Annotated in this window: 21 protein-coding genes; 4 read left to right on the top strand and 17 right to left on the bottom strand. The window is 69.2% G+C overall.

What is annotated here, in order from left to right; all coding sequences use genetic code 11:
• Positions 1 to 47 precede the first annotated feature (47 nt).
• The gene (locus ACYVKR_RS16030; protein WP_460481938.1) at positions 48 to 893 is read left to right on the top strand and encodes a siderophore-interacting protein; all 846 of its coding nucleotides are present in this window, start codon (positions 48 to 50) and stop codon (positions 891 to 893) included.
• A 10-nt stretch (positions 894 to 903) separates the two neighbouring features.
• Here the strand turns inward: ACYVKR_RS16030 and ACYVKR_RS16025 are convergent, their stop codons facing one another.
• The 5 genes from ACYVKR_RS16025 to ACYVKR_RS16005 are packed head-to-tail and all read right to left on the bottom strand — an operon-like array spanning position 904 to position 6,722.
• Entirely contained in the window at positions 904 to 2,124 is a 1,221-nt protein-coding gene (locus ACYVKR_RS16025; protein ID WP_460481937.1) for an ABC transporter substrate-binding protein, read from the bottom strand.
• A gap of 20 nt (positions 2,125 to 2,144) precedes the next feature.
• Complete coding sequence (locus tag ACYVKR_RS16020) at positions 2,145 to 2,885, bottom strand: SDR family oxidoreductase (protein ID WP_460481936.1); 741 nt, start codon at positions 2,883 to 2,885, stop codon at positions 2,145 to 2,147.
• Complete coding sequence (locus ACYVKR_RS16015) at positions 2,882 to 4,057, bottom strand: acyl-CoA dehydrogenase family protein (RefSeq protein WP_460481935.1); 1,176 nt, start codon at positions 4,055 to 4,057, stop codon at positions 2,882 to 2,884. The genes ACYVKR_RS16020 and ACYVKR_RS16015 overlap by 4 nt, the downstream gene beginning before the upstream one ends.
• The gene (locus ACYVKR_RS16010; RefSeq protein WP_460481934.1) at positions 4,054 to 5,652 is read right to left on the bottom strand and encodes an AMP-binding protein; all 1,599 of its coding nucleotides are present in this window, start codon (positions 5,650 to 5,652) and stop codon (positions 4,054 to 4,056) included. The genes ACYVKR_RS16015 and ACYVKR_RS16010 overlap by 4 nt, the downstream gene beginning before the upstream one ends.
• 11 nt (positions 5,653 to 5,663) lie before the next feature.
• Positions 5,664 to 6,722 carry a cyclase family protein gene (locus tag ACYVKR_RS16005; protein ID WP_460482213.1) on the bottom strand — a complete coding sequence of 353 codons (1,059 nt, stop codon included), beginning with the start codon at positions 6,720 to 6,722 and terminating at the stop codon, positions 5,664 to 5,666.
• Between the two features lie 135 nt (positions 6,723 to 6,857).
• Here ACYVKR_RS16005 and ACYVKR_RS16000 point away from each other — a divergent pair, with 135 nt between their 5' ends.
• Entirely contained in the window at positions 6,858 to 7,661 is an 804-nt protein-coding gene (locus ACYVKR_RS16000) for an IclR family transcriptional regulator (RefSeq protein ID WP_460481933.1), read from the top strand.
• 6 nt (positions 7,662 to 7,667) lie between these two features.
• Here ACYVKR_RS16000 and ACYVKR_RS15995 read toward each other — a convergent pair whose 3' ends face one another.
• Positions 7,668 to 8,276, bottom strand: a complete 609-nt coding sequence (locus tag ACYVKR_RS15995) for a glutathione S-transferase family protein (protein WP_460481932.1) — start codon at positions 8,274 to 8,276, stop codon at positions 7,668 to 7,670.
• A gap of 173 nt (positions 8,277 to 8,449) precedes the next feature.
• On the opposite strand from ACYVKR_RS15995, the gene ACYVKR_RS15990 reads away from it, so the two are divergent.
• On the top strand, positions 8,450 to 9,283 hold the full coding sequence (locus ACYVKR_RS15990; RefSeq protein ID WP_460481931.1) for an ABC transporter permease: 834 nt from the start codon (positions 8,450 to 8,452) through the stop codon (positions 9,281 to 9,283).
• Positions 9,284 to 9,288: 5 nt separating this feature from the next.
• Entirely contained in the window at positions 9,289 to 10,050 is a 762-nt protein-coding gene (locus ACYVKR_RS15985) for an ABC transporter ATP-binding protein (RefSeq protein ID WP_460481930.1), read from the top strand.
• A 19-nt stretch (positions 10,051 to 10,069) separates the two neighbouring features.
• Here the strand turns inward: ACYVKR_RS15985 and mnmE are convergent, their stop codons facing one another.
• The 11 genes from mnmE to ACYVKR_RS15930 form a co-directional block, all read right to left on the bottom strand.
• Positions 10,070 to 11,482 carry a tRNA modification GTPase gene (gene mnmE, locus ACYVKR_RS15980; RefSeq protein WP_460481929.1) on the bottom strand — a complete coding sequence of 471 codons (1,413 nt, stop codon included), beginning with the start codon at positions 11,480 to 11,482 and terminating at the stop codon, positions 10,070 to 10,072.
• Positions 11,483 to 11,551: 69 nt separating this feature from the next.
• A complete protein-coding gene (gsiB, locus tag ACYVKR_RS15975) occupies positions 11,552 to 13,096 on the bottom strand; it encodes a glutathione ABC transporter substrate-binding protein GsiB (RefSeq protein WP_460481928.1) in 1,545 nt (514 codons plus the stop codon).
• A 163-nt stretch (positions 13,097 to 13,259) separates the two neighbouring features.
• Entirely contained in the window at positions 13,260 to 14,000 is a 741-nt protein-coding gene (locus tag ACYVKR_RS15970) for an aspartate/glutamate racemase family protein (protein WP_460481927.1), read from the bottom strand.
• The gene (locus tag ACYVKR_RS15965; RefSeq protein WP_460481926.1) at positions 13,997 to 14,815 is read right to left on the bottom strand and encodes a M55 family metallopeptidase; all 819 of its coding nucleotides are present in this window, start codon (positions 14,813 to 14,815) and stop codon (positions 13,997 to 13,999) included. The genes ACYVKR_RS15970 and ACYVKR_RS15965 overlap by 4 nt, the downstream gene beginning before the upstream one ends.
• A 54-nt stretch (positions 14,816 to 14,869) precedes the next feature.
• Entirely contained in the window at positions 14,870 to 15,889 is a 1,020-nt protein-coding gene (locus tag ACYVKR_RS15960) for a P1 family peptidase (protein ID WP_460481925.1), read from the bottom strand.
• Positions 15,886 to 16,782 carry a glutathione ABC transporter permease gene (gene gsiD, locus ACYVKR_RS15955; RefSeq protein ID WP_460481924.1) on the bottom strand — a complete coding sequence of 299 codons (897 nt, stop codon included), beginning with the start codon at positions 16,780 to 16,782 and terminating at the stop codon, positions 15,886 to 15,888. The genes ACYVKR_RS15960 and gsiD overlap by 4 nt, the downstream gene beginning before the upstream one ends.
• A gap of 10 nt (positions 16,783 to 16,792) precedes the next feature.
• A complete protein-coding gene (gene gsiC / locus ACYVKR_RS15950) occupies positions 16,793 to 17,713 on the bottom strand; it encodes a glutathione ABC transporter permease GsiC (protein WP_460481923.1) in 921 nt (306 codons plus the stop codon).
• A 66-nt stretch (positions 17,714 to 17,779) separates the two neighbouring features.
• The gene (gene gsiB / locus ACYVKR_RS15945) at positions 17,780 to 19,330 is read right to left on the bottom strand and encodes a glutathione ABC transporter substrate-binding protein GsiB (RefSeq protein WP_460481922.1); all 1,551 of its coding nucleotides are present in this window, start codon (positions 19,328 to 19,330) and stop codon (positions 17,780 to 17,782) included.
• Positions 19,331 to 19,455: 125 nt separating this feature from the next.
• A complete protein-coding gene (locus tag ACYVKR_RS15940; protein ID WP_460482212.1) occupies positions 19,456 to 21,327 on the bottom strand; it encodes a dipeptide ABC transporter ATP-binding protein in 1,872 nt (623 codons plus the stop codon).
• Positions 21,328 to 21,374: 47 nt separating this feature from the next.
• Complete coding sequence (locus ACYVKR_RS15935; RefSeq protein WP_460481921.1) at positions 21,375 to 22,343, bottom strand: isoaspartyl peptidase/L-asparaginase family protein; 969 nt, start codon at positions 22,341 to 22,343, stop codon at positions 21,375 to 21,377.
• Complete coding sequence (locus ACYVKR_RS15930; RefSeq protein ID WP_460481920.1) at positions 22,340 to 23,248, bottom strand: MurR/RpiR family transcriptional regulator; 909 nt, start codon at positions 23,246 to 23,248, stop codon at positions 22,340 to 22,342. Before ACYVKR_RS15930 ends, ACYVKR_RS15935 begins: the two co-directional genes overlap by 4 nt.
• Positions 23,249 to 23,549 lie beyond the last annotated feature (301 nt).

The following is a 23,549-nucleotide window of genomic DNA, read 5'->3' as shown; positions in this document are numbered from 1 at the left end:
TTCTCAATATCTATGATGGGCCCATCTTTGACGAACACCCAAGCGCCATGCCCTTGCAACTGAGCCTCCCGACCCCGCCCACCCCCGAACAGCTCGAAGCCCGCGCCACGCGCCGCGAGCGCCATGCTATCGCCGTCCGCCGCGTGCAGGTGGCGCGGGTGCAGCGCCTCACGCCGCACATGCTGCGCGTCACCGTGCAAGGCGACGAGCTGCAGGGCTTTGTGAGCAGCGGCTTCGACGACCATGTGAAGCTGCTCTTTCCCGATGCCGGCGGCCGGCTCGACCTGCCGCCGCTGACCGAGCAGGGCCTGCCGCCCGGCCCGCTGCGCGACGCCATGCGCGACTACACGCCGCACTCGTTCGACGCCGCCGCACGCACGCTGCAGCTCGACTTTGCCGTGCACGAGGCCGGCCCCGCTACCGCCTGGGCGCTGCAGGCCGCCGAAGGACACCAGCTCGGCATCGCCGGGCCGCGCGGCTCCATGGTCGTGCCCACGGCGTTCGACGGCTATCTGCTGGTCGGCGACGACACCGCGCTGCCGGCCATCAGCCGCCGCCTGCGCGAGCTACCCGCCGGCAGCCAGGCCATCGCCGTGGTCGAGGTGGACAGCGCCGCCGACGAGCTGCCGCTGCAAAGCGCCGCCCAGTTGCAAGTGCACTGGGTGCACCGCAATAGCGGCCCCGGCGGCCAGGCCTCGGGCCTGCTGCAGGCGCTGGAGCGCATAGCGGCCCCGGCCGGCGACTACCACGTATGGATCGCCGCCGAAGCCGCCGTGGCCAAGGCCTTGCGCACGGCCGCCATCACGCAGCACGGCGCCCACCCGGCATGGACCAAGGCCGCTGCCTACTGGCGCCGCGGCAGCGCCGCCGCGCATGAGGTGATTGAGGGCTGAGGCGCCCCCGTCACTTTCTGGCCAGCGGACAGGACGACTCGGCCAGCGGCACGAAGGCCTTGTCCGCCGGCACGGTGCCGACGAGCTTGTAGTAGTCCCAGGGGTATTTGGACTCGGCCGGCGACTTGACCTGGAACAGGTACATGTCATGCACCATCATGCCGTCCTCGCGCAGCCTGCCGCTCTTGGTGAACACGTCCTGCACCGGCAGCTCGCGCATCTTGGCCATCACGGTCTTGGCCTCGGTGGTGCCGGCCGCCGCCACGGCCTGGAGGTAGTGCCGCACCGACGAATACGCGCCCATCTGGCTCATGTTCGGCATGGCGTTGACCTTGGCGAAATACCGCTTCGCGAAGGCCCGGGTCTCGTCGTTCAGGTCCCAGTAGAAGGCCTCGGACAGCAGCATGCCCTGCGCGGTCTTGAGGCCCAGCGAATGCACGTCGTTGATGTACATCAGCAGGCTGGCCAGCTTCTGCTGGCTGTCGGGCTTGATGCCGAACTCGCGCGCGGCCTTGATGGAGTTGACCAGGTCGTTGCCGAAGTTCGCCAGCCCGACCACCTCGGCCTTGCTCGACTGCGCCTGCACCACGGCCGACGAGAAATCGGAGGCGTTCAGCGGGTGCTTGGCCTCGCCAACCACCTTGCCGCCCACGGTGGCGATGGCCGCGGTGGTGGCGCGCACCACGTCCTGCCCGCCCGAGTAGTCGGCGCTGATGAAGAACCAGTGCTTGCCCACGCGCTCCGCTGCGGCCTTGCCCACGGTGTTGGCCAGCGAGTACGAGTTGTAGGCCCAGTGCGCCACGGTGGGCGCGCAGAGGTCGCCAGTGATGCGATTGCTGGCCGGGCCGCTCATCACCAGGACCTTGCCCTTTTCCTTGGCGATGTTGAGCACCGCCAGCGCCGCGGCCGAGCCGCCCACGTCCTGGATGGCATCGACGCCGCTGTCGTACCACTCGCGCGCCTTGGCCGCCGCCGAGTCGGCCTTGCTCTGGTGGTCGAAGGTCAGCAGCTCGACCTTGCGGCCCAGCACCTTGCCTCCCAGCTCGTCGATGGCCATCTGGGCCGCGACGACGCTGCCCTTGCCGGTGATGGCGGAGTAGACGCCGGACTGGTCGGCGATCAGGCCGATGCGCACGGCCTGCTGCGCGTGCGCGAGGCCGGCGCTGCAGGCCAGCGCCACGGCGGCGGCCAGCACTCGGGGAAGGGGGAATGGGCGAACAACTGCGGTCATGGGAGTCTCCTTGCTCTGGTTCAGATGCGCGTGGCGCTGATGGTCAGGCCGCCGTCGATGTGCAGGGTCTGGCCGGTGAGATAGCCGGCCAGCGGGTGCAGCAGGAAGCCGATGGCAAAGGCCATCTCGGCCGGCTCGGCCACGCGCTGCAGCGGCACGGCGGCCAGCAGGGCCTCGGTCTGCGCCGCGCCGGGCGGGCTGGCCTGCTTGAACAGCTCGGTGGCCACCGGCCCGGGCGCGATCACGTTGACGGTGATGTTGTGCGGCGCCAGCTCCAGCGCCCAGGTGCGGCTCATGCCGATCAGCGCGGCCTTGCTGGCGCTATAGGCCGTGCGGTTGGGCTTGCCCAGCGCGGCCCGCGACGAGATATTGACCACCCGGCCCGCGCGCGCCTGCACCATGCCGGGCATCAGGGCCTGCAGGCAGACCAGGGCCGCGTTCACGTTCAACGCCATGGCTTCGTTCATGGCGGCCACGCTGGTGTCGGCGATGCTGGTGGTGTGGGCCAGCGCCGCGTTGTTGACCAAGCCGTAGAACGGGCCGGCGCGCAGCAGCCCGGCCAGCACGGCGCGGGTGGCCTCGGGGTCCGCCAGGTCGCAGGGCACGAAGTGCTCGCGCGGGCCGAGGTTCGCCGGGGCGCTGCGCGCCAGGCCGGTGACCTCGTAGCCGGCTTCGGCCAGGTGACGCATGGTGGCGCGGCCTATGCCCCGGCTGGCGCCGGTCACGAGTACCCGGGCGTCGGGAGGGAGGGATGTCGTCATGGCGTTCCTTTCAGGATCTGGCGGCCCACGATGGTCTTCTGCACCTCGGTGGCGCCTTCGTAGATCCGCATCGGCCGTATCTCGCGGTACAGGCGCTCCACCACCGTGCCGCAGGTGATGCCGAGGCCGCCCCATAGCTGGACCGCGGCGTCCACCACGCGGAAGGCGGCCTCCGTGCCCTGCAGCTTGGCCATCGCGGCCTCGGTGGTGATGCGGCGCCCGCGCACGTCGCGCGTCCAGGCCGCCTGGTGCACCAGCAGCCGCGCCGCCTGCAGCTGGGTGGCCATGTCGGCCACCTGGTGGCGCACCGTGTCCATCTCGGCCATGGGCCGGCCGTACAGCTGCCGGGTGGTGACGCGGGCCACCGTCTCGTCCAGCGCGCGCTGGCCTATGCCGATCGCCGCCGCGCCCACCGAGCTGCGGAAGATGTCCAGCACCGCCATCGCGGCCTTGAAGCCCTCGCCCCGCTCGCCGATGAGCCGGTCGGCGGCAATGCGGCAGTCCCGGAAGTGGATCTCGGCGAGCGGGTGCGGTGCCAGGATGTCGATCTGCCGGTGGATGCGCAGGCCGGGCGTGTCCGCATCCACCAGGAAGGCGGACAGGCCGCCCGCGCCGTGGCCGGGCTCGGTGCGGGCTATGACGACGTAGAAATCCGCGATGCCGCCGTTGGAGATGTAGGACTTGGCGCCCTCCAGCACATAGGCGTCGCCGTCCAGCGTGGCTGTGGTGCGGGTGGCGGCCACGTCCGAGCCGCCCTCGGGCTCGGTGAGCGCGAAGGCCGCGACCTTGCGGCCCTCGGCGCAGGCCTGCACATAGGGCGCGCACAGCGCGGGCAAGCCCTTTTGCCACAGCGCCGCCGCGCCTATGCCCTGCATGCTGAACACGAAGTCGGCCAGCGGCGCGTAGTAGCCCAGGCATTCGCGCACCAGGCAGATGGCGCGCAGGTCCACCGCCGGCGCCTGTCCGGGGTAGGCGGTGGGCACGGCATGGCGCAGCAGGCCCGCGTCGGCCAGCGAGCGCAGCCAGTAGGCGCATTGCGCGTTCAGGCCGCCCTCGGGCTCACCGTCCAGCATGGGGCGCTGGCGCGCTATCCACAGATTCAGCGCCTGCACCACCTCGGCGTGCGAGCCGTCGAAGAACGGGGTATCGGGCAGGGCCCATTCGGCTTTCATGGCGCCTCCTCGCGGTCCAGCAGCGACTGGGCCAGGTCGCGCAGCTCGTTGCGCTTGACCTTCATGCCATTGGGGCCCATGGTGTAGGGAAAGCTGTCCACGCTGAAGATGCGGATGGGCACCTTGTAGCGGGCGATCTGCCGCTGCAGCGCGGCCTTCACCGCCTCCGGGTCCATCGCCTGCCCCGCGGCGGCAATGACGAAGGCCACCGGGCGCGAGCTGCCCGCGGCATTCACCGCCACCACCTGGCAGGCCGCGGCGCCGCTCTGCTGCAGCACGGCCTCCTCGATCTCGGCGGGGTTGACCAGGAAGCCGCCGAGGCGCAGCACGTCGCCCAGGCGCGAGACATGGGTGAAGCCGCCATCGCCGTTGAGGTAGCCGAGATCGCCCGAGCGCAGGAAGCCATCGCCGGTGAAGGCCTGGGCCGTGGCCTCGGGATTGCCCAGGTACTCCTGCAGCAGGTAGGGGCCACGGAACTCCAGTTCGCCCGGCTCCATCGGCGCGGCCAGCTCGTCCGTCTCCAGCACCCGCACGCGCACCTGTGCGCTGGCCGTGACCGGAAAGCCGCCGGACTGGGCCCGGCGCGGCAGCGGGGCCGCCGCATCCTGGTGCGCGAACAGCGCCAGGATCTCACTCATACCGAAGCAGCCGACCATCGGTATGCCCAGCGCCTGCGCGCGGGCCGGCAGCGCGTCCAGCCCCGGCACGAAGTTGGCATGGCCGAAGAAGCGCAGCGCCTGGGGGCGCCAGCCGGGGGCCAGCGGCGCGATCATCTTGTCCACCATGTCGTTGGTGCCGAACATGTGGGTGATGGGCTCGCGCGCCAGCGTGGCGGCGGCCTGCGCGGGGTCGAACACCTCGTGCAGCACCAGCCGCGCGCCGGCGGCCAGGGTCATCATCGCAGCGGTGTAGCCGAAGGCGCCGCACAGGGGCAGCGCCAGCAGGGTGCTGCAGCTGCCGTCGACGGCGAAGCCGGGCGCCGCGTCCTGCGCGTGCAGCGCCACGTTGGACTGGCTGTGCACGATCAGCTTGGGCTGGCTGGTGGTGCCCGACGACGACAGGATGATGCAGGGCCGGCGCTCCAGCGCCGGCGCGCCGACCGCCCCGCCCTCGTCGGCGTGGACCAGCTCGCTCCACAGGGCGATACGCGGCAGGGGCCGGGCCTGCAGCGCATCGCCTTCGACGGCACCGCGCGAGGCATCGACCAGCAGCTCGACCGAGCCGGCATGCTGCTGCCAGACCTGCTGCAGGCCGTCGGCTCCGGCAACCGCCCGGTCGAACGCCAGGGCCTTGCAGCGCGAGCGGTCGATGAAGTTCGCCAGCTCCTTGACGCCCAGCTTCAGGTTGAGGCTCAGCGTGGCGATGCCCAGCGCCGCGCAGGCCAGGTGCAGCACCAGCCAGCGCGGCGTATTGGGCAGCCAGATCCCCAGCACATCGCCCTCGCCCAGCCCCAGGCGCTGCAGGCCGCCGGCCACGCGGCCCACCTGCTGCCGCAGCTGGGCGTAGCTCAGATCGGTGCGATCGAAGTGGATGGCCACGGCCTCTTGCGGCGCCTGCGTCAGCATTCCGGCGAGGGTGGCGGGCCGTGCATGCATCGCAGTTTCCCTCATACCGTAGCCACCGGCGTGACGGGCGAGCCGACGGCGCCTGGCAGGCGCAGCGCCGGCGCGGTGAGCATGAAGCGGTGGCGCCCGGCCGCACGCAGCCACTGCGCCAGCTCGTGCAGGTACCACAGCTCGCCGAACGGCATGCCCAGCTTGAACAGGCACAGCTCGTGCAGCGGCAGGAAGGCGCAGGCACCATCCACCGGGCGGCCGGGCACGGCCTCGACGCCGTAGTTGTCGGCCACCAGGCTGGTGATCTGGCTGTCGATGATCCACTGGTGCAGCTCGGGGTCGCGGCCGTCGAGCACGGCACCGACGGTTTCGGGCATGTCGGCCCGGGGTTGGCCCTGGCAGGCCACCAGCAGGTCGCTAAAGCCGGTGTACAGCGCCACGATGTCGCCCTGGGTCACGGAGATGCCGTCCTGCTGCATCACCTGCTGCAGCATGCGGCCCGACACCAGGGTGTGGCCGTCGCCGAAATGCCGGCGCAGGTCGACCAGCACGCCGCGCCCCTGGATGGCCTGCTCGGCCAGGCGCTCCACGCCCAGCGCCCGGGCGCGCGATTCGCCATCCAGGCCGGGCAGATCCTGCGGCGCGAGGATGTCCACGCCCGCCTGGAAGCCGTTGTAGTACACCAGCTCGTCGATGCCGTCGCCGTTCACGTCGAAGTGGCTGCCCACGTGCGACAGCGCGTCCCACTGCGTCGAATACTGCAGGTAGATCTGCGCGTAGTCGTCGCAGACCACATCGGTGTAGCTGGGGTTCTCGCGCGACAGCGCAAAGTTCATGCCGGGCCCGAGCGGGCGCCGCGACGGCTTGATCACCGGCGGATGGCGGCGCGGATTCAAAGCGTTGCCGCCAGGCAGGTCCAGCGGCAGGCTCAGGCAGAAGCGCTGGCCGGTCTGGATCTCGAGCGCCGCCTCCTTCACCTTCTCGGCGGTCAGGTAGTTCAGCCGGCCCAACTGGTCGTCGGGGCCGAAGTCGCCCCAGTTCGACTGCGGCGGGCGCCTCGTCCACCGCGGGGTCGCGCTGCTGCCCACCCTGGGCGGAACATGGGGCATGTGTACCGGTCGGTATGCATTCATCTCTGGCTCCTGGTCGCGTGTGAAGCGGCCTGCCGCGCTATCCTGTGCAGCGTTTTGGGCAAACCGCGCCGTGTCATGAACGGCGCCCACTATCGGCGGCAGGACGGCAGGATGACAAAGGCAAACGGCGGCGATGTTCACGATATGAACTCGGGGTTTCCCGGAGCGCAGAGCCCCGCGCGCCTGGTGGCCGTGCTGCAGCACATCGCCCGGCACCATGTGCAGGGCCTGTCGATCCGGGAGCTGTCCGAGCTGTCGGCGCTCGACCGCTCCACCGCCCGGCGGCTGCTGATGGTGCTGGTGCAGACCGGCTTTGCCGCCAAGGACGAGCAGACGGGGCGCTACCGCCTCGGCGTCGAGGCCATGCTGACCGGCATGGCGGCCATGGCCAAGGCGCCGGTGTTCGAGGCCTGCCACCCCGCAATGGTGAACATCGCCCGGCGCACGGGGGACACGGTGTTCCTGATCATCCGCATCGGCGACTTCGCGCACTGCCTGCACGTGGAGGTGGGCGGCAGCCCCTTGCAGGCCCACAGCCTGATGACGGGTCAGATCCGGCTGCTGGGCCAGGGCACGGCCAGCCTGGCGCTGGCCGCCACGCTGCGCGACCGGGAGCTCGACCAGATCTACCAGCGCCGCCGGCTGGACTACGAGGCCGCCGGCATCAGCCAGGAGCGCCTGCAGGACATGGTGCGGCAGACGCGCCGGCTGCAGCACTCCGAAAGCGTGAACCTGCTGACCTCGGGCGCAACCGGCGTGGGCCTGGCCATCGCCTTCCAGACCAGCCACGTCGCGGCGATGAGCGTGGCCACCCACCACACCCGGATGACACCGGAACACAAGGCGCTGGCGCTCGATGTGCTGCAGCAGGAGCTGGGCCGGGTGGGCATCCGGCCCCTCGCCGTCGACGTTTGAGGTTGGTCAGGCCTGCGGCAGCGTGGCCTGCAGCGATGGCCGCGCGCCCACCTGCGCAAACCATGCGGCTACCTTCGGCGCCTGCTGGCGCCAGGCCCAGTCCGCGAAGCGGAAGTCCAGGTAGCCCAGCGCGCAGGCCAGCGAAATCGTGCCGATGTGCCAGTGCGCCTGCAGCTCGTCCACGTGCTGCTCCATCCACTGCAGGCCCGTGGCCGCCTTGTCGAGCTGCGCCGCGCGCCAGTCGGCCCAGCGCAGCGCCTCGGGCCGTGCCACATCCTCGTAGCGCGCCAGCAGGCTGCCGGCCAGCATGCCATCGGCCAGCGCCTGCTGCGTCAGCGCCGCAAAGCGCAGCCGCGCATCGGCAGGGAACAAGCCGCCCTGCGCCAGCGCATCCAGGTATTCGCAGATCACCCGGCTGTCGTACAGCACCTGGCCGTCGTCGGTGAGCAGGGTCGGCACCTGCCCCAGCGGGTTGTCGGCGATGATGGAACGGTCGCGGTTGACCGGGTGGGCACTGGAGGGCAGCTTCTCGATGCGATCAACCAGCCCCAGTTCGTGGGCAACGACCATGCATTTGCGGACGTAGGGGGAGGCGGGCGAGAAATACAGTTTCATCAAAGTCTCCGGTCGGAATGGGCCAGCCCGGCCCATGGCCGGAAACCGCCATTGTCTCCTCGGGTTTCAGGGCGCCATCTGAGAAAATGTGAGCGCGGCTCACCCGTGGAAATGCCGCCGATCCTGCGCCGAGCCGTTATGATCGCACCCAGTCGTCTGAAACAGTTTGTGTCGTGATTTCCAGCCCCTCTGCGGCCCAGTCCGTACCCACCCCACCATCGCAGTGGGCATTGCTTTGGCGCGACATCCGGGAGTCCGTGCGCCTGTGGCGCCTGTGGACCCATCTGGGCTGGGGGGACATCCTCAAGCAGTACCGCCGCTCATTCCTCGGCCCGATATGGCTAACGATCAATTCGATGATTTTCATCGTGGTCTTCAGCCTGATCGGTGCCCAGCTGTTCGGCATGTCGCTGGACAACTACCTCAGCTATTTCTGCCTGGGCCATACCTACTTCGCCTTCTTCTCGGCCACCATCAACGATGGCTGCCAGACCTATATCGCCGCCGACGCTTTCCTCAAGCAGACCCCGTACCCGAAGATGGTCTTCGTGTTCCGCGTCATGTGGCGCAACCTGCTGATGCTGGCGCACAGTGCGCCCATCGTGCTGGGCGTGCTGTGGTGGACCGGCCTGCTGTGGAAGATCCAGCTCGGCTGGTGGCTGCTGGGCGTGGCGCTCACCGTGCTGGCCGCCACGCTGATGGTGGCCCTGCTCGGCGCGCTGGCGGCGCGCTTTCGCGATGTGGCCATGATCGTCACCAGCATCATGCAGATCGCGCTTTTCGTCACGCCGGTCATGTGGCAGGCCCAGCAGCTGAGCGAGCGCGCCCAGCTGGTGGTGCACTGGAACCCGCTGGCGGCCTTCCTGGAGCTGCTGCGCGCACCGCTGCTCGGGCAGGCTCCCAGCACCGCGTCGCTCGCCATGGCCGCGGGCGTGATTGCGCTGCTGGCCGCGGTCTATGCCGTGGCCTATGTCCGGGTGCGCCGCCGCATCGTCTACTGGCTCTGATCGACATGGCGCACATCACGCTGAACCAGGTATCGGTGGATTTCCCGATCTACACCGCGCAGTCCAAGGGCCTGCTCAACACGCTCATGGGCTTCAAGGGCATGAACCAGGGCCGCGTGGCCTCGCTGGACCATGGGCGCCATGTCAGCGTGCGCGCGCTGCGCGACATCAACCTGACGCTGGAGCATGGCGACCGCGTGGGCCTCATCGGCAAGAACGGTGCGGGCAAATCGACCCTGCTGCGGGTGCTGTCCGGCGTCTACGACCCGACGGCCGGCCATATCGGCAGCAGCGGGCGCATTTCGGCGCTGACCGACCTGATGCTGGGCATGGACCCCGAGGCCAACGGCTACGAGTTCATCGTGACCCGCGGGATCGTCATGGGCCTGACCACGGCCCAGGCCCGCAACCTCACGCCCGACGTGGAGCGCTTCACCGAGCTGGGCGAGTACCTGCACCTGCCCGTGCGCACCTATTCGTCGGGCATGCTGCTGCGCCTGGCCTTTGCCGTGGCCACCGCCATCCAGACCGACATCCTGCTGATGGACGAGATGATCGGCGTCGGCGACCAGGCCTTTCTCGCCAAGGCCGGCCAGCGGCTGGAGACGCTGATGAACAGCGTGGACATCATGGTGCTGGCCTCGCACAACGAGGACATCCTGCACAAGTTCTGCGACAAGGGCGTGCTGCTGTTCGAGGGCCGGATCGTGATGGCCGGCGCGCTGGACGACTGCCTCAAGGCCTACCGCTCGGGCGCCTACGGCTGAGCCGGGCCCGGCCCGAGCCTCACTTGCCGATACAGAAGCTGCTGAAGATCACCCCCAGCAGGTCGTCCGAGGTGAACTCGCCAGTGATGGCGCTCAGCGCCTGCTGGGCCAGGCGCAGTTCCTCGGCCAGCAGGTCGAGCGCGGGGCTGTCGGTGTTCAGCTGGGCGTCGGCCATGTCAAAGTGAGCATCCACTTTCTGGAGTGCCTGCACGTGGCGGGCGCGGGCGATGTAGGTGCCTTCGGCGGCGGACTGCCAGCCAGCCACGGCCAGCAGGCGCTGGCGCAGCGCGTCGAGGCCGTCGCCGGTCTTGGCCGAGAGGCGCAGGCCGGCCTCGGGCGCGGCGTGGCCGGCGGCAGCGGCCGCATCGGCCTTGTTCCAGACGTCGATCACCGGTACATTTTTGGGTAGTTTTTGGCCTAGAACGCTTGCTATGTCAGCGTCACCAGCTACGTAATCAGGAGCATCCTGGCGCGTCAGGTCGTGCAGGAAGAGCACGGCGTCGGCGCCGGCGATCTCTTCCCAGGCGCGGGCGATGCCGATGCGCTCCACCTCGTCGCTGCTCTCGCGCAGGCCGGCGGTGTCGATCACGTGCAGCGGCACGCCTTCGATCTGTATGGTCTGCTGCACCTTGTCGCGCGTGGTGCCGGCGATGGGGGTGACGATGGCCAGCTCGGCGCCGGCCAGCGCGTTCAGCAGCGAGCTCTTGCCGGCATTGGGCTGGCCAGCGATCACCACCTTGATGCCTTCGCGCAGCAGCGCGCCCTGGCGCGTGCGCTGCATCACCTGCGCCAGCATCTGGCGCAACCGCGCCAACTGGCCCCAGGCATCGGCTTTCTGCAGGAAATCGATCTCTTCTTCGGGGAAATCCAGCGTGGCTTCGACCAGCATGCGCAGGTGCACCAGCGCATCGCGCAGGCCGTGGATCTCGTGCGAGAAGGCGCCGGTCAGCGAGCGGCTGGCGCTGCGCGCCGCGGCCTCGGTGCTGGCGTCGATCAGGTCGGCGATGGCCTCGGCCTGGGCCAGGTCGATCTTGTCGTTGAGGAAGGCGCGCTCGGTGAACTCGCCAGGCTCGGCCAGGCGCAGGCCGGGCAGCACGGCGCTGCCGCCCGCACCCTGGGCCTGCGCAGCCTCGAGGCAGCGCGCCAGCAGCAGTTGCAGCACCACGGGGCCGCCATGGGCCTGCAGCTCCAGCACGTCTTCGCCGGTGTAGCTGTGCGGCGCGGGAAAGTACAGCGCCAGCCCCTGGTCGATGGCCTGGCCGTCGGCCGCGCGGAACGGCAGGTAGCTGGCCTCGCGGGGCCTGAGCGCCTTGCCGCATAGCAGCTCCACCAGCGGGCCGATCCCCTTGCCCGACACGCGCACGATGCCGACGGCGCCGCGCCCGGGCGCGGTGGCAATGGCAACGATGGGATCGTGGTGGCGGGCGAGCATGGGCGGGGCTTTCAGGTCAGGGGCACAAGCGCTGGATTATCGCCCGCCCCTGCCACCGGCCGCCGGGTGCTATTTCAGGTCGACGTTGTCGAAGTTGAAGCTCTGGTCGGGCATCACGTAGAAGCCCGAGAGGTTGCGCGCGCGCACCGAGATCAGCTTGAGCGTGACCAGCGGCGCCCAGGGCGCGTCCTTCCAGACGCGCTGCTGCGCGTCGGCGTAGAGCTTGGCCTTCTCGGTGGGATTGGTGGTGGCCAGGGCCTTGGCGATGGCGCTGTCGACCTCGGCGTTCTTGTAGTACGCGGTGTTGAACTGCTTGGGCGGGAAGGACTCGGACGCCAGCAGCGGGCGCAGCGCCCAGTCGGCCTCGCCGGTGGACGACGACCAGCCCACGTAGAACAGGCGCACCGGTGCGGTGGCCGGATCGGGCGCGTTCTCGACCCGCTCGACACGCTGGCCCGACTCCAGCGCCTGCACCTGCAGCTTGATGCCGACCTGCGCCAGCTGCTGCTGGATGAACTGGATGGCCTTCTGCGAGGTGGTGTCGTTGAAGGCCGACCACAGCGTGCTTTCGAAGCCGTTGGGGTAGCCCGCCTGCTTGAGCAGCTCGCGCGCGATGCCGGGGTTGTAGGGCCAGGGCGTCTGCTTGGCGGCGTACTGCACGCCCTGCGGCACGATGCCGTCGGCCGGCGTGGCAAAGCCGTTGAAGGCCACCTTCACCAGCGCGTCGCGGTTGATGGCGTAGTTGATGGCCTGGCGCACCTTCGGGTTGTCGAAGGGCTTGTGCTGCACGTTCATCGACATGTAGCGCTGCACGATGGAGGCCGAGGCCACCACTTCCAGGCTGGGCTTGGCGCGCAGCGCCGCCACCGACTCGGGCGGCAGCGGGTAGGCGAAGTGCGCCTCGTTGGTCTGCATCATGGCCGCGCGGGTGTTGTTGTCCACCACCGGCCGCCAGGTGATGCTGTCCACCTTGGGGAAGCCGGGCTTCCAGTAGCCGTCCCACTTGGCGACCTTGAGGTAGTCGGTGGCCTTCCACTCGGCCAGCTTGAAGGGGCCCGTGCCCACCGGGTTGCGCCCGATGTCCTTGCCGTACTTGGCCAGCGCCGCCGGCGAGATGATCGCGGCCGACGGGTGCGCCAGCGTGCTGATGAAGGGCGAGAACGCCTCCTTTAGCGTGAAGCGCACGGTGGCTTCGTCCACCGCCTCGGTGCTGGCGATGTTCTTGTAGAGGCTGTAGCGCTTGAGCCGGTTGTCGGGGTTGGTCACGCGGTCGAAGTTGGCCTTGACCGCGGCGGCGTTGAAGTCGGTGCCGTCCTGGAACTTGATGCCGCTGCGCAGCTTGACGGTGTAGGTCAGCCCGTCCTTGCTCACCGTGTAGCCGCTGGCTAGCACCGGCGCGATGTTCAGCTCCTTGTCGAAGTCGAACAGCCCCTGGTAGAAGGACTTGGCCACCGCCTGCGACAGCGTGTCGTTGGCGTCGTAGGGGTCGGTGGTCGTCAGGTTGTACTGGATGGCCACCACCACGTCCTTGGCGGCATGGGCCGGAAGGGCGGCGGTGCCGGCCAGCGCGGCGGCGGCCAGGGCAACGAGGGAATGCGGGCGGCGAACGGACATGGGCAGGGCTTTCTGAAAAGGACACTATCAATTCAGTAGCTATCAGCGCTTGTCCATCAAGCGCTGCAAGGCATTTTGCCTAAAAACCACTACCCAGGATTATGGCGGCAGATCGGCGCGCATGGCGGCCTGGCCGCGGCCGGCCCCACGCCGGCCGGGCGAATCAGCCGCCGTAGGCCTTGCGCGCCAGCGCGGCGGCCAGGATGGCGCTGGGATCGACCAGCACCCAGCCTTGGGCCGCGGGCGCCTGCGGCAGCGCCAGCGGGATCTCGGTGCAGGCCATGACCAGCGGGATCTCGCCCTGCGCGGCGCGCAGCTGCGCGCCCACGGCGGCAAAGCGCTCTTGCGCCAGCGCCAGGTTGCCGGCCTTCACGCCGTCGTAGATGCCCTGCATCAGCGCCTCGCGCGCGGCTTCGTCGGGCAGCACGCAGTCGATGCCCGCATCGGCAAAGGCGGCGTCGTACAGGCCCTGGCGGTAGGTGCCCTGCGTGGCCAGCAGCGCCACGCGGGCCTGGCCCTGGCGGCGCAGCGCGGCGGCGGTCTCGCGCGGCATGTGCAGCAGCTCGATCTGCGGCACGCGCTCTTGCAGCGCCGCATGCCAGGCGTGGGCGGTGTTGCAGGGGATGGCCGCGGCGCGCGCGCCCAGGCCGGCGAGCCGGGCCAGGCCGCGCACCATGGGCTCCAGCGGCTGGGGCGCGCCGGGGTCGGCCAGCGCGCGGCTGCGGTCGGGCACGGGCAGCTGGGCCATCCAGTGCTCGGGGTAGGCCTGGTCGGTGACCGGCCGGCCCTGGGCGCGCAGCCAGTCTTCGCAGGCGGCAACAAACAGGCGCACGAAATCGACGCCCGCGGCGGGGCCCATGCCGGCGAGGATGGCTACGGGTTGGGGTGCGGTGTTGGCGTTCATCGGAGCATGCTCGACATGGCCGAGAGGCAGTTGATCATGCGCACGGCCGATTCGGTGTCGGGCGCAGTGAAGCGCAGCGCGTCACCATCGGTGCGCTCGAGCGTGGGCCACTGGCAGAACAGCTCGGCCAGCGCCGGGCTCTGCGCGACCAGGTCGACGGTGATGGGGCCGGCGATACGCAGCGGCGCCACGGCCTTGGCCTGCGGCACGGCCTGGGCCACGCCTTCGCGGATGGCGGCGCAGGCGCGTTCGGGCGACAGGCTGATGCCGCTGGAAAAACCGGTGGCGCGCTTGACCTGCACGAAGCGGGTCTGCGGGAACAGCGGCTGGTGCTCGGCGATGAATACGTCGTCGCCCGACGCGGCGATCACCGGCGCGCCATAGGCGCCGGCCAGCGCGCCGTACAGGCCCATCTCGCCCAGCTCCTGGCCATTGAGGCGGATGCGCGCGAACGCAAAGCTGTTGATGGTGTGCGCCAAGATGCCGCGGCCCTGGGCGCGCGAGTGGTAGCCGATCATGCACACGCCATCCACGCCCAGCTCCACGCCGGCCACCATGCTCAGGTAGCGCGGCTTGCCCTGGATGACCTGGGCGCGCGCGTCGAGCAGGTCGGGCGGCATGTTGCGAAAGCTGCCGTGCGAGTCGTTCACGTAGACCTCGGCGGCGCCGCCGTCGAAGGCGCCGGCGATGGCGGCATTGGCCTCGGCGGCCATCAGGCGGCGGGCGCGCTCGAACTCGGGGTTGCCCGGGCGCACCTGCTCGGCGTGGTAGACGCCGGCCACGCCCTCGATGTCGACGGAGATGAGGATTTTCATGGATGGCTTTCGCGTTTCAAGCAAAATCGGCCTCCAGCGCTTATCCAGCAAGCGCTAGCAGCTATTGTTTTTGATAAATACTTCGCGCAGCGATGCGCGGTGGTGGCCGTCGCGGCCGGTCACGGCCTCGGCATGCCACAGCGCGTGGGCTATGGCCTGCTCCACGCTGTCGGCCGCGGCCTGGAACAGCCCGTCGAGCCGGGCCTCGTGCACCATCGCCACGGCGGGCATGGGCTCGTCAGGTGACTGCGGCAGCGTGTACGCGGTGGAAAAGGCCAGCGCGATGTCGCCGCTGCCGTGGCCGTAGACCGAGCCGGTGCGCGCCAGGCCCGCGGCCGCGCGCAGCGCCAGCCGGCCAAGCTGGCGCGCGTCCAGCGGCGCATCGGTGGCCAGCACCATGATGATGGAGCCCTTTTCTGCCGCCGCTTCCTGCTGCGCCGCCAGCCTCTCGCCGAGGCGTTCACCGCCCCAGACCAGGTTGGCCTGCACGCCGTAGTTGGCCAGCACCAGCGCGCCCACGGTGTGAGCGCCAGTCCGGCGCGATGCCGTGCCTATGCCGCCCTTGAGCTGGAAGCTCGACATGCCGCGCCCCGCGCCAACCGCGCCCTGGGCCACATCCGCACCCGCACAGGCGCAGGCCTGCTCGTAGTGCTGCGCGGTCACGGCCATGCGCTGGATGTCGTTCAGGTAGCCGTCGTTGCACTCCAGCACCAGCGGGTTCACCGTCGGCAGCGCGCGGCCGGTCTCGGGATTGGCGCGCACGCACTGCGCGATCTGGGCCTGCGCCACGGCGCTAACCGAGAAGGTGTTGGTCAGCGCGATGGGCGTCTCGAGCTGGCCCAGCTCGGCGAGCTGCAGCAGCCCCACGCTCTTGCCGAAGCCGTTGATGATGGCGGCGGCCGCGGGCAGCTTGTGGCGGAACGGGTCTTGCGCGTGCGGATGGATCACGGTGACGCCGGTCTGCACATCGCCGTCGGCCAGCGTGGTGTGGCCCACGGTGACGCCGGCGACGTCGGTGATCGCATCGCGCGGGCCGCTGGGCAGGCGGCCGATGCGGGGCAGCTGGAGCGTCATGTCTGGCGGTCTATCTTCGGGTCCAGCGCGTCGCGCAGGCCGTCGCCCAGCAGGTTGAAGGCCAGCACGGTGAGGAAGATGGCCAGGCTGGGGAACAGCGCGACGTGCGGCGCGTTGACCATGTCGGCGCGGGCCTCGTTCAGCATCGCGCCCCACTCGGGCGTGGGCGGCTGCGCGCCCATGCCGAGGAAGGACAGGCTGGCCGCCGTGATGATGGAGGTGCCCACGCGCATGGTGAAGTACACGACGATGGACGAGATCGTGCCCGGCAGGATGTGGCGGGTGATGATGGTCCAGTCGCTCGCGCCGATGCTCTGCGCCGACTCGATGTAGGTCATGTGCTTGAGCACCAGCGTGTTGCCGCGCACCAGGCGCGCGAAGGCCGGCACGCTGAACACCGACACGGCCACGACCACGTTGGTCATGCTGCTGCCCAGAATGGCCACCACGCCCAGCGCCAGCAAAATGCCGGGGAAGGCGAACAGCACGTCCGAGATGCGCATCACGATGCGGTCCCACCAGCCTTCGTAGTAGCCGGCGAGCAGGCCCAGCGCGGTGCCGATCACGCAGCCGATGGCCACCGACAGAAAGCCCGCGGCCAGCGAGATGCGCGCGCCCATCAGGATCCGGCTGAAGATGTCGCGCCCGAGCGGGTCGACGCCGAACCAGTGCATGGCCGACGGGCCTTCGTTCAGGCGGTCGTAGTCGAAGTAGTTCTCGGCGTCGAAGGGCACGAGCCAGGGCGCCAGCACGGCCACCAGCACCAGCAGCGCCACGAAGACCAGCGCGGCCACGGCCACGTGCTGCTTCTTGAACTTGCGCCAGAACTCGCGCCACGGCGTGCGCACCTGCTCGGACGCGGCAGCTGCGGTGGAAGTCACGGAGGTAGTCATACGGCTGGCCTTACTTGTAGCGGATCGTGGGGTTGATGAAGCCGTAGAGCATGTCCACCACCAGGTTGATGAGGATGAACTCCAGCGAGAACAGCAGCACCAGCGTCTGGATCACCGGGTAGTCGCGCATGGTCACGGCATCGACCAGCAAACGGCCCAGGCCGGGCCAGTTGAACACCGCCTCGACCACGATGGAGCCGCCCAGCAGGAAGCCGAACTGCAGGCCCATCATCGTGACCACCGGGATCAGCGCGTTGCGCAGGCAGTGCTTGAGCACCACGACGCGCTCGTTCAGGCCCTTGGCGCGCGCGGTGCGCACGAAGTCTTCCTGCACCACCTCGACGAAGGAGGCGCGGGTGAAGCGCGCCATCACCGCGGCCACGGCCGCGCCCAGCGTGAGCGAGGGCAGGATGTAGTGTTTCCAGCTGTCGGCGCCCACCGTGGGCAGCCAGCCGAGCTGCACCGAGAAGACCTGCATCAGCACCATGCCCAGCGCGAACGCGGGGAACGAGATGCCCGAGACCGCCAGCGTCATGCCCAGCCGGTCGGGCCATTTGTTGCGGTAGACGGCCGAGATGATGCCGATGCCCATGCCGATGACGACCGACCAGGCCATGCTGGTGACGGTGAGCAGCAGCGTAGGCATGAAGCGCTCGGCGATCTCCGTCGACACCGGGCGGCGCGTGCGCATCGAGAGGCCGAAGTCGCCCTGCACCATGCGCGAGAAGAAGTGCACGAACTGCTCGGGCAGCGGCTTGTCCAGGCCCAGCTCCTGGCGCACGAGCTGCACCGTGGCCTCGTCGGCGTCCTGGCCCGCCGCCAGCCGCGCCGGGTCGCCGGGCAGCATGTGGACGAACAGGAACACCAGCACGGCCACGATCAGCAGCGTGGGCAGCAGCCCCAGCAGGCGTTTGAGAAAGTAGTTCAGCATGGGTGTGAGGAATAGGAGGGTTCGCGCCCTCCCCCGGGGGCGGGGGAGGGTTGGATGGAGCCGGGCTTACTTCAGCGCGATCTCGTCGCTGTTGATGTTGCCGTCGGGCATCACGTGCACGCCGGACAGGCGCTTGGCGTGGGCGTAGAGCACGTCCTCGGTCACCAGCGGGATGCGCGGCAGGTCCTTGGCCAGCTGCTCCTGCGCGGCCTTGTAGAGCGCGGCGCGCTCGGAGCCGTTGGTGGTCAGCAGCGCCTTGGCGATGGACTCATCCACGATCGGGTTGCTGTAGAAGGCGTAGTTCGCCAGCTTGGGCGACCACGACTCGGTGGAGAACAGCGGGCGCAGCGCCCAGTCGGCCTCGCCGGTCGAAGACGACCAGCCGATGTAGTACAGGCGCGCCTTGGCGGTCTTGGGATCGGGCCAGGAATCGACCAGCTCCACGCGCTTGCCGGGCTCCAGCGCCTCGACCGACACCTTGATGCCGACCTGGGCCAGCTGCTGCTGCAGGAACTGGATCACCTTCTGGCTGGTGGTGTTGTTGTAGCCGCTCCACAGCGTGGACTCGAAGCCGTTGGGGTAGCCGGCTTCCTTCAGCAGCTCCTTGGCCTTGGCCACGTTGTAGGGGATGGGCTGCATCTTCACCGCGTACTCCACGCCCTGCGGCACGAAGCCCTGGGCCGCGAAGGCGTGGCCGCTGAAGGCCACCTTGGCCAGCGCGTCCTTGTTGATGGCGTAGCCGATGGCCTCGCGCACCTTGGCGTTGTCGAAGGGCTTCTGCAGCATGTTGAACGTGAGGAAGCGCTGGATGATGGACGGCGCGGACACCACTTCCACCTTGTCGCTCTTCTTCAGCGTGGCGATCTGCTCGTAGGGCAGCGTGAAGGCGAAATCGGCCTCGCCCGTCTGCAGCATGGCGGCGCGGGTGTTGTTCTCGGTCACCGGCTTCCAGGTCACCTGGTCGACCTTGGGGTAGCCGGGCTTCCAGTAGCCGGCGAACTTCTTGCCGACGATGGCTTCGGTCTGCTTCCACTCGACGAACTCGAACGGGCCGGTGCCCACGGGGTGGAAGGCGATGTCCTTGCTGCCCCACTTCTTCAGCGCGGCGGGCGAGATCATGGCGGCCGAGGCGTGGGCCAGCGCGTTCACGAAGGGGCCGAAGGGCTCCTTCAGCGTGATGCGCAGGGTCTGCGGGTTCACGGCCTCGACCTTGGCGACGCGGTTGAACTGGTTGGCGCGCAGCAGGCGGTTGGCCGGGTCCATCACGCGGTCGAGGTTGGCCTTGGCGGCGGCGGCGTTGAACTCGGTCCCGTCGTGGAACTTGACGCCCGAGCGCAGCTTGAAGGTGTAGGTGAGGCCGTCCTTGGAGACTTCATAGCTCTCGGCCAGCACGTTCTTGACCTTCATGTCCTTGTCGAACGCGAACAGACCTTCGTAGAAGCTCTTGGTCACGGCCGTGGTGATGGTCGTGTTGGTGTTGTAGGGGTCCAGCGTCTCGGGCTGCTGGTAGATGGCCAGCACGGCGTTGCCGGCAGCCAGTGCAGCGCCGGATGCGGCGATGGCGACCAGGGCCAGCAGGGCCTGGGCGGAGCGACGGACGGAAGCGGTTTTCTTCATGGATGAACTCCGGGTTGGAAAAACAGGTTGACAAAAACAATAGCTGCTGGCGCTTGTTGTTCAATGATTTCAGGTATTTTTTATATTCAAACCATTGACTGAAAAGCGCTAGCCGCTATCTTTATTCATGCATTGGCGGGCGCCACGAAATGACCGGGGCCCACCTGCACCATGGGCGGCACCACGGGCTCGTCGCCGGCGGGGCGGATGGGGCTGGGGATCTCGCCTTCGAGCAGCGCGCGCTTGAGGTGGCGGCGCGCCGGGTCGGCGATGGGCACGGCGGCCATCAGCTTCTTGGTGTAGGGGTGCTGCGGGTTCTCGAAGATCGCGCGGCGCGGGCCGATCTCGACGATGCGGCCCAGGTACATCACCGCCACGCGGTGGCTGATGCGCTCGACCACGGCCATGTCGTGCGAGATGAAGAGGAAGGCCACGCCCAGCTCGCGCTGCAGGTCGAGCATGAGGTTGACGATCTGCGCCTGGATGGACACGTCGAGCGCCGACACCGATTCGTCGGCCACCACCACCTTGGGGTTCAGCGCCAGGGCGCGGGCGATGGCGATGCGCTGGCGCTGGCCGCCCGAGAACTCGTGCGGGTAGCGCTGCGCATGCTCGCGCGGCAGGCCCACTTTTTCGAGCAGCCAGTCCACGCGGGCTTGGGCCTCGGCGGGCGTGCCGATCTTGTGCACCAAGAGCGGCTCCATGATCGAGAAGCCCACCGTTAGGCGCGGGTCCAGCGACGCGAACGGGTCCTGGAAGATGAACTGGATGTCGCGGCGCAGCGACTGCACCTGGCTGCGCGGCAGCTCGAGGATGTTGCGGCCGCCGAACTCGATGGCGCCGCGCTGGCTCTCGACCAGGCGCAGCAGCGAGCGGCCGGTGGTCGACTTGCCGCAGCCCGATTCGCCCACCAGGGCCAGCGTCTCGCCGGGGTAGAGGTCGAAGCTCACCTGCTCCACTGCATGCACGCGGCGCGTGACCTTGTTGAGCAGGCCCGAGCGCAGGTCGAAGCGCGTGACCAGGTTCTTGACGCGCAGGATGGGCTGGGCATCGGCGGCCCGGGTATCGAGGGGCGTGGACTGGCCGGTGAGCATGCTGCCATCCGGGCGCAGCAGGTCGAACTGGCGCGGCAGGTCGGTACCCTGCATGGCGCCGAGCTTGGGCACGGCCGACAGCAGCGCGCGCGTGTAGGCATGCTGCGGCGCGGCGAAGACCTGGTCGGAGCCGCCCTCTTCCACCTTGTCGCCGCGGTACATCACCAGCACGCGGTCGGCCACCTCGGCCACCACGCCCATGTCGTGGGTGATGAAGATCACCCCCATGTGCATCTCGTCCTGCAGCTGGCGGATGAGCTGCAGGATCTGCGCCTGGATGGTCACGTCCAGCGCGGTGGTGGGCTCGTCGGCGATTAGCAGCTGCGGCTTGCACGACAGCGCCATCGCGATCATCACGCGCTGGCGCATGCCGCCCGAGAGCTGGTGCGGAAAGCGGTCGAGCACGTTCTTCGCCTCGGGGATGCGCACCAGCTCGAGCATGCGCAGCGCCTCGGCGCGCGCGGCCGCCCGGTCCATGCCCTGGTGCACGCGGATGGACTCGGCGATCTGGTCGCCCGCGGTGAACACCGGGTTCAACGAGGTCATCGGCTCCTGGAAGATCATGGCCACGTCGGCGCCGCGCACGCTGCGCATCTGCGCCTGCGAGGCCTTCGCCACGTCCAGTACCTGGCTACCCTGGCCACGGTCGCGGCGGCGCAGCAGCGCCGAGCCGTTGACGATCTTGCCGCCGCCATGCTCCACCAGCCGCATCAGGGCCAGCGAGGTGACGGACTTGCCCGAGCCGGACTCGCCGACGATGGCCAGCGTCTCGCCACGGTCGACGTGGAAGGACAGGTTGCGCACCGCCTCCACCGTGCGCTCGGAGGTGGCGAAGCGGATCGTCAGGTCGCGGGCGTCCAGCACGCGCTGCTCAGGCAGGGCCAGGGGTGATGTGGATGTCATGGTCATGGGCGGATTCAAGCAAGACAGGTGCCAGGGACAGGCGCCGGTCAGCGGTAGATGAAGGATTCGGGCGCCTGCCCCACGCGCGCAACACCACGGTACATGCCCTCGGTGTTGAATGGCAGGCAGACATTCCCGTAGCGGTCCACGGCGATCAGGCCGCCGCTGCCGCCAATGGCCGGCAGCGCGCCATGCACCACGGCCGCCGCCGCGGCCTGCAGCGACAGGCCGCCGTAGGCCATCCGCGCGCACAGATCGTGCGCCGCGGCCACGCGGATGAAGCTCTCGCCATGGCCGGTGCAGGACACGGCCGCCGTGCGGTCGTCGGCATAGGTGCCGGCGCCGATCAGCGGCGTGTCGCCCACGCGGCCGGGGCGCTTGTTGGTCAGGCCGCCGGTGGAGGTGGCTGCCGCGAGGTGGCCCTGGGCATCGAGCGCCACGGCGCCGACGGTGCCCATCTTGCGGCCTTCGTGCAGCGGACGATCTGCCAGGGCGGCTGCACCGTCATGGTCCAGCACCGCGCCGGCGGCGCTGGCCTGGGCGGCCTGCAGCTGCGCCCGCCGGGCCTCGGTGGAAAAGTAGCCAGGCTCAACCAGGTCCAGCCCGGCCGCACCAGCCAGCCGCTCGGCGCCGTCGCCGATCATCAGCACATGCTGGCCGTCCTGCATCACGGCGCGCGCCGCGAGCACGGGATTGCGCACCCGCGTCACGCCCGCCACCGCGCCGGCCGCAAGCGTGGCGCCGTCCATCACGGCGGCATCGAGCTCATGCGTGCCATCGGCGGTGAACACCGCGCCATGGCCGGCATTGAAGAGCGGGCAGTCCTCCAGCCCCTGCACCGCCACGCAGACGGCTTCCATCGCGGAACCGCCCTGCTCCAACACCGCCTGGCCGGCATGCAGCACGGCCTGCAGCGCGGCGTGGTAGGCCAGCTCCTGCTCGGGGCTGATGTTGGCGCGGCTCAAGGTGCCCGCGCCGCCATGGATGGCGATCACGGGGAGAAAGGAATGGCTCATGGTGTGTGGGGGGTGTGGGGTTGGCCACCGCCGTGCAGCCAGGGCAGCACGGCCTCGGTGACGGACGCCGCGTTCTGCACCGAGGCGCTCGCCTGCAGTGCGACGGCGCTGGTCAAGGCCTCGATCAGGGCCAGCACGGTGGCTTCGGAGTTCGAGGCGTAGTGGCTTTCGGTCTGTGCGAACAGGCTGAGGTGCGCAACCTCTGCCAGCGGTGACTGGGGCCCGTCGGTCAGGGCCAACACGCGCGCGCCGCGCTCGGCCGCGCCGCGCGCGAGCCGGGCAGTCTCGCTGAGGTAGCGCGGAAAGCTGATGCCGACGAACAGGTCCTGCGCCCCCATGCGCGACAGCAGGCGCGCGCCGTGCGAGGCACCGCCGGCGCTGGCCAGCAGGTGCACGTTGTCGCAATGCGCCACCAGCCCGTGCTGCAGCAGGCCGGCCAGCCAACCGCTGGAGCCGAAACCCGCCACGTATACCCGCCGAGCCGCCAGGATGGCACGCACCGCCTCTTCGCAGGCTGCAGGCTGCAGTGCCTCGCGCGTCGCGGCGATGTTGCGCTGGCTCTCTTCCAGCACGGCCACGAAGGCGTCATGCGCCGAGCCGGGCTTCTCGAGCCGCACGCGTAGCTTCTCGACCGGTGCCAGCATGGCCTCGAAGCCCCTGACCAACTCCGCGCGCAGCATCGGGTAGCCATCCAGGCCGATCGCACGGGCAAAGCGGTTAGCCGTAGCCACGGACACGCCCACCGCCGCCGCCAGCTCATCGATGGGCATGGTCGCAGCCTGCAGCGGACGGGCCAGCACATAGTCCGCCATCTGCTGGTGCGAGCGCGTCAGCGTCGGCCGAGCTCGGCCGATGCGCGCGGCAATCGATACCGTTTCCGACGGGGAATCCTGCAACGTGGGCATGGCGACAAGCGTGCTTTGATAAAAAATTTACAAGCTTGTATCTTAAAGATAATTTTCCATCATTCAAGATGCTGAAACCGATTACAGCCTAGGGTAATCACCAGGGCGTAGATCGGCCAGGCCCAGCAGCACGGCATGCTTGGCGTCCCAGCAGGAGCACATGGAGGGGGCGGGAAATGATTGGCAGCGGTGTGACGCAAGACCTCACCGCGCCTGGAGGTGGCTTTTGGCACCACCAAAACACAAAACCCCCCGGCCTTGAGGGCACGGGGGGTGTTGCAGGATAAGAGCCTGACGATGA

This window comes from Comamonas humi (genome assembly GCF_054782535.1).
Note: the sequence above shows the minus strand (reverse complement) of the source record. Positions and strands in the feature narration are given on the sequence as shown.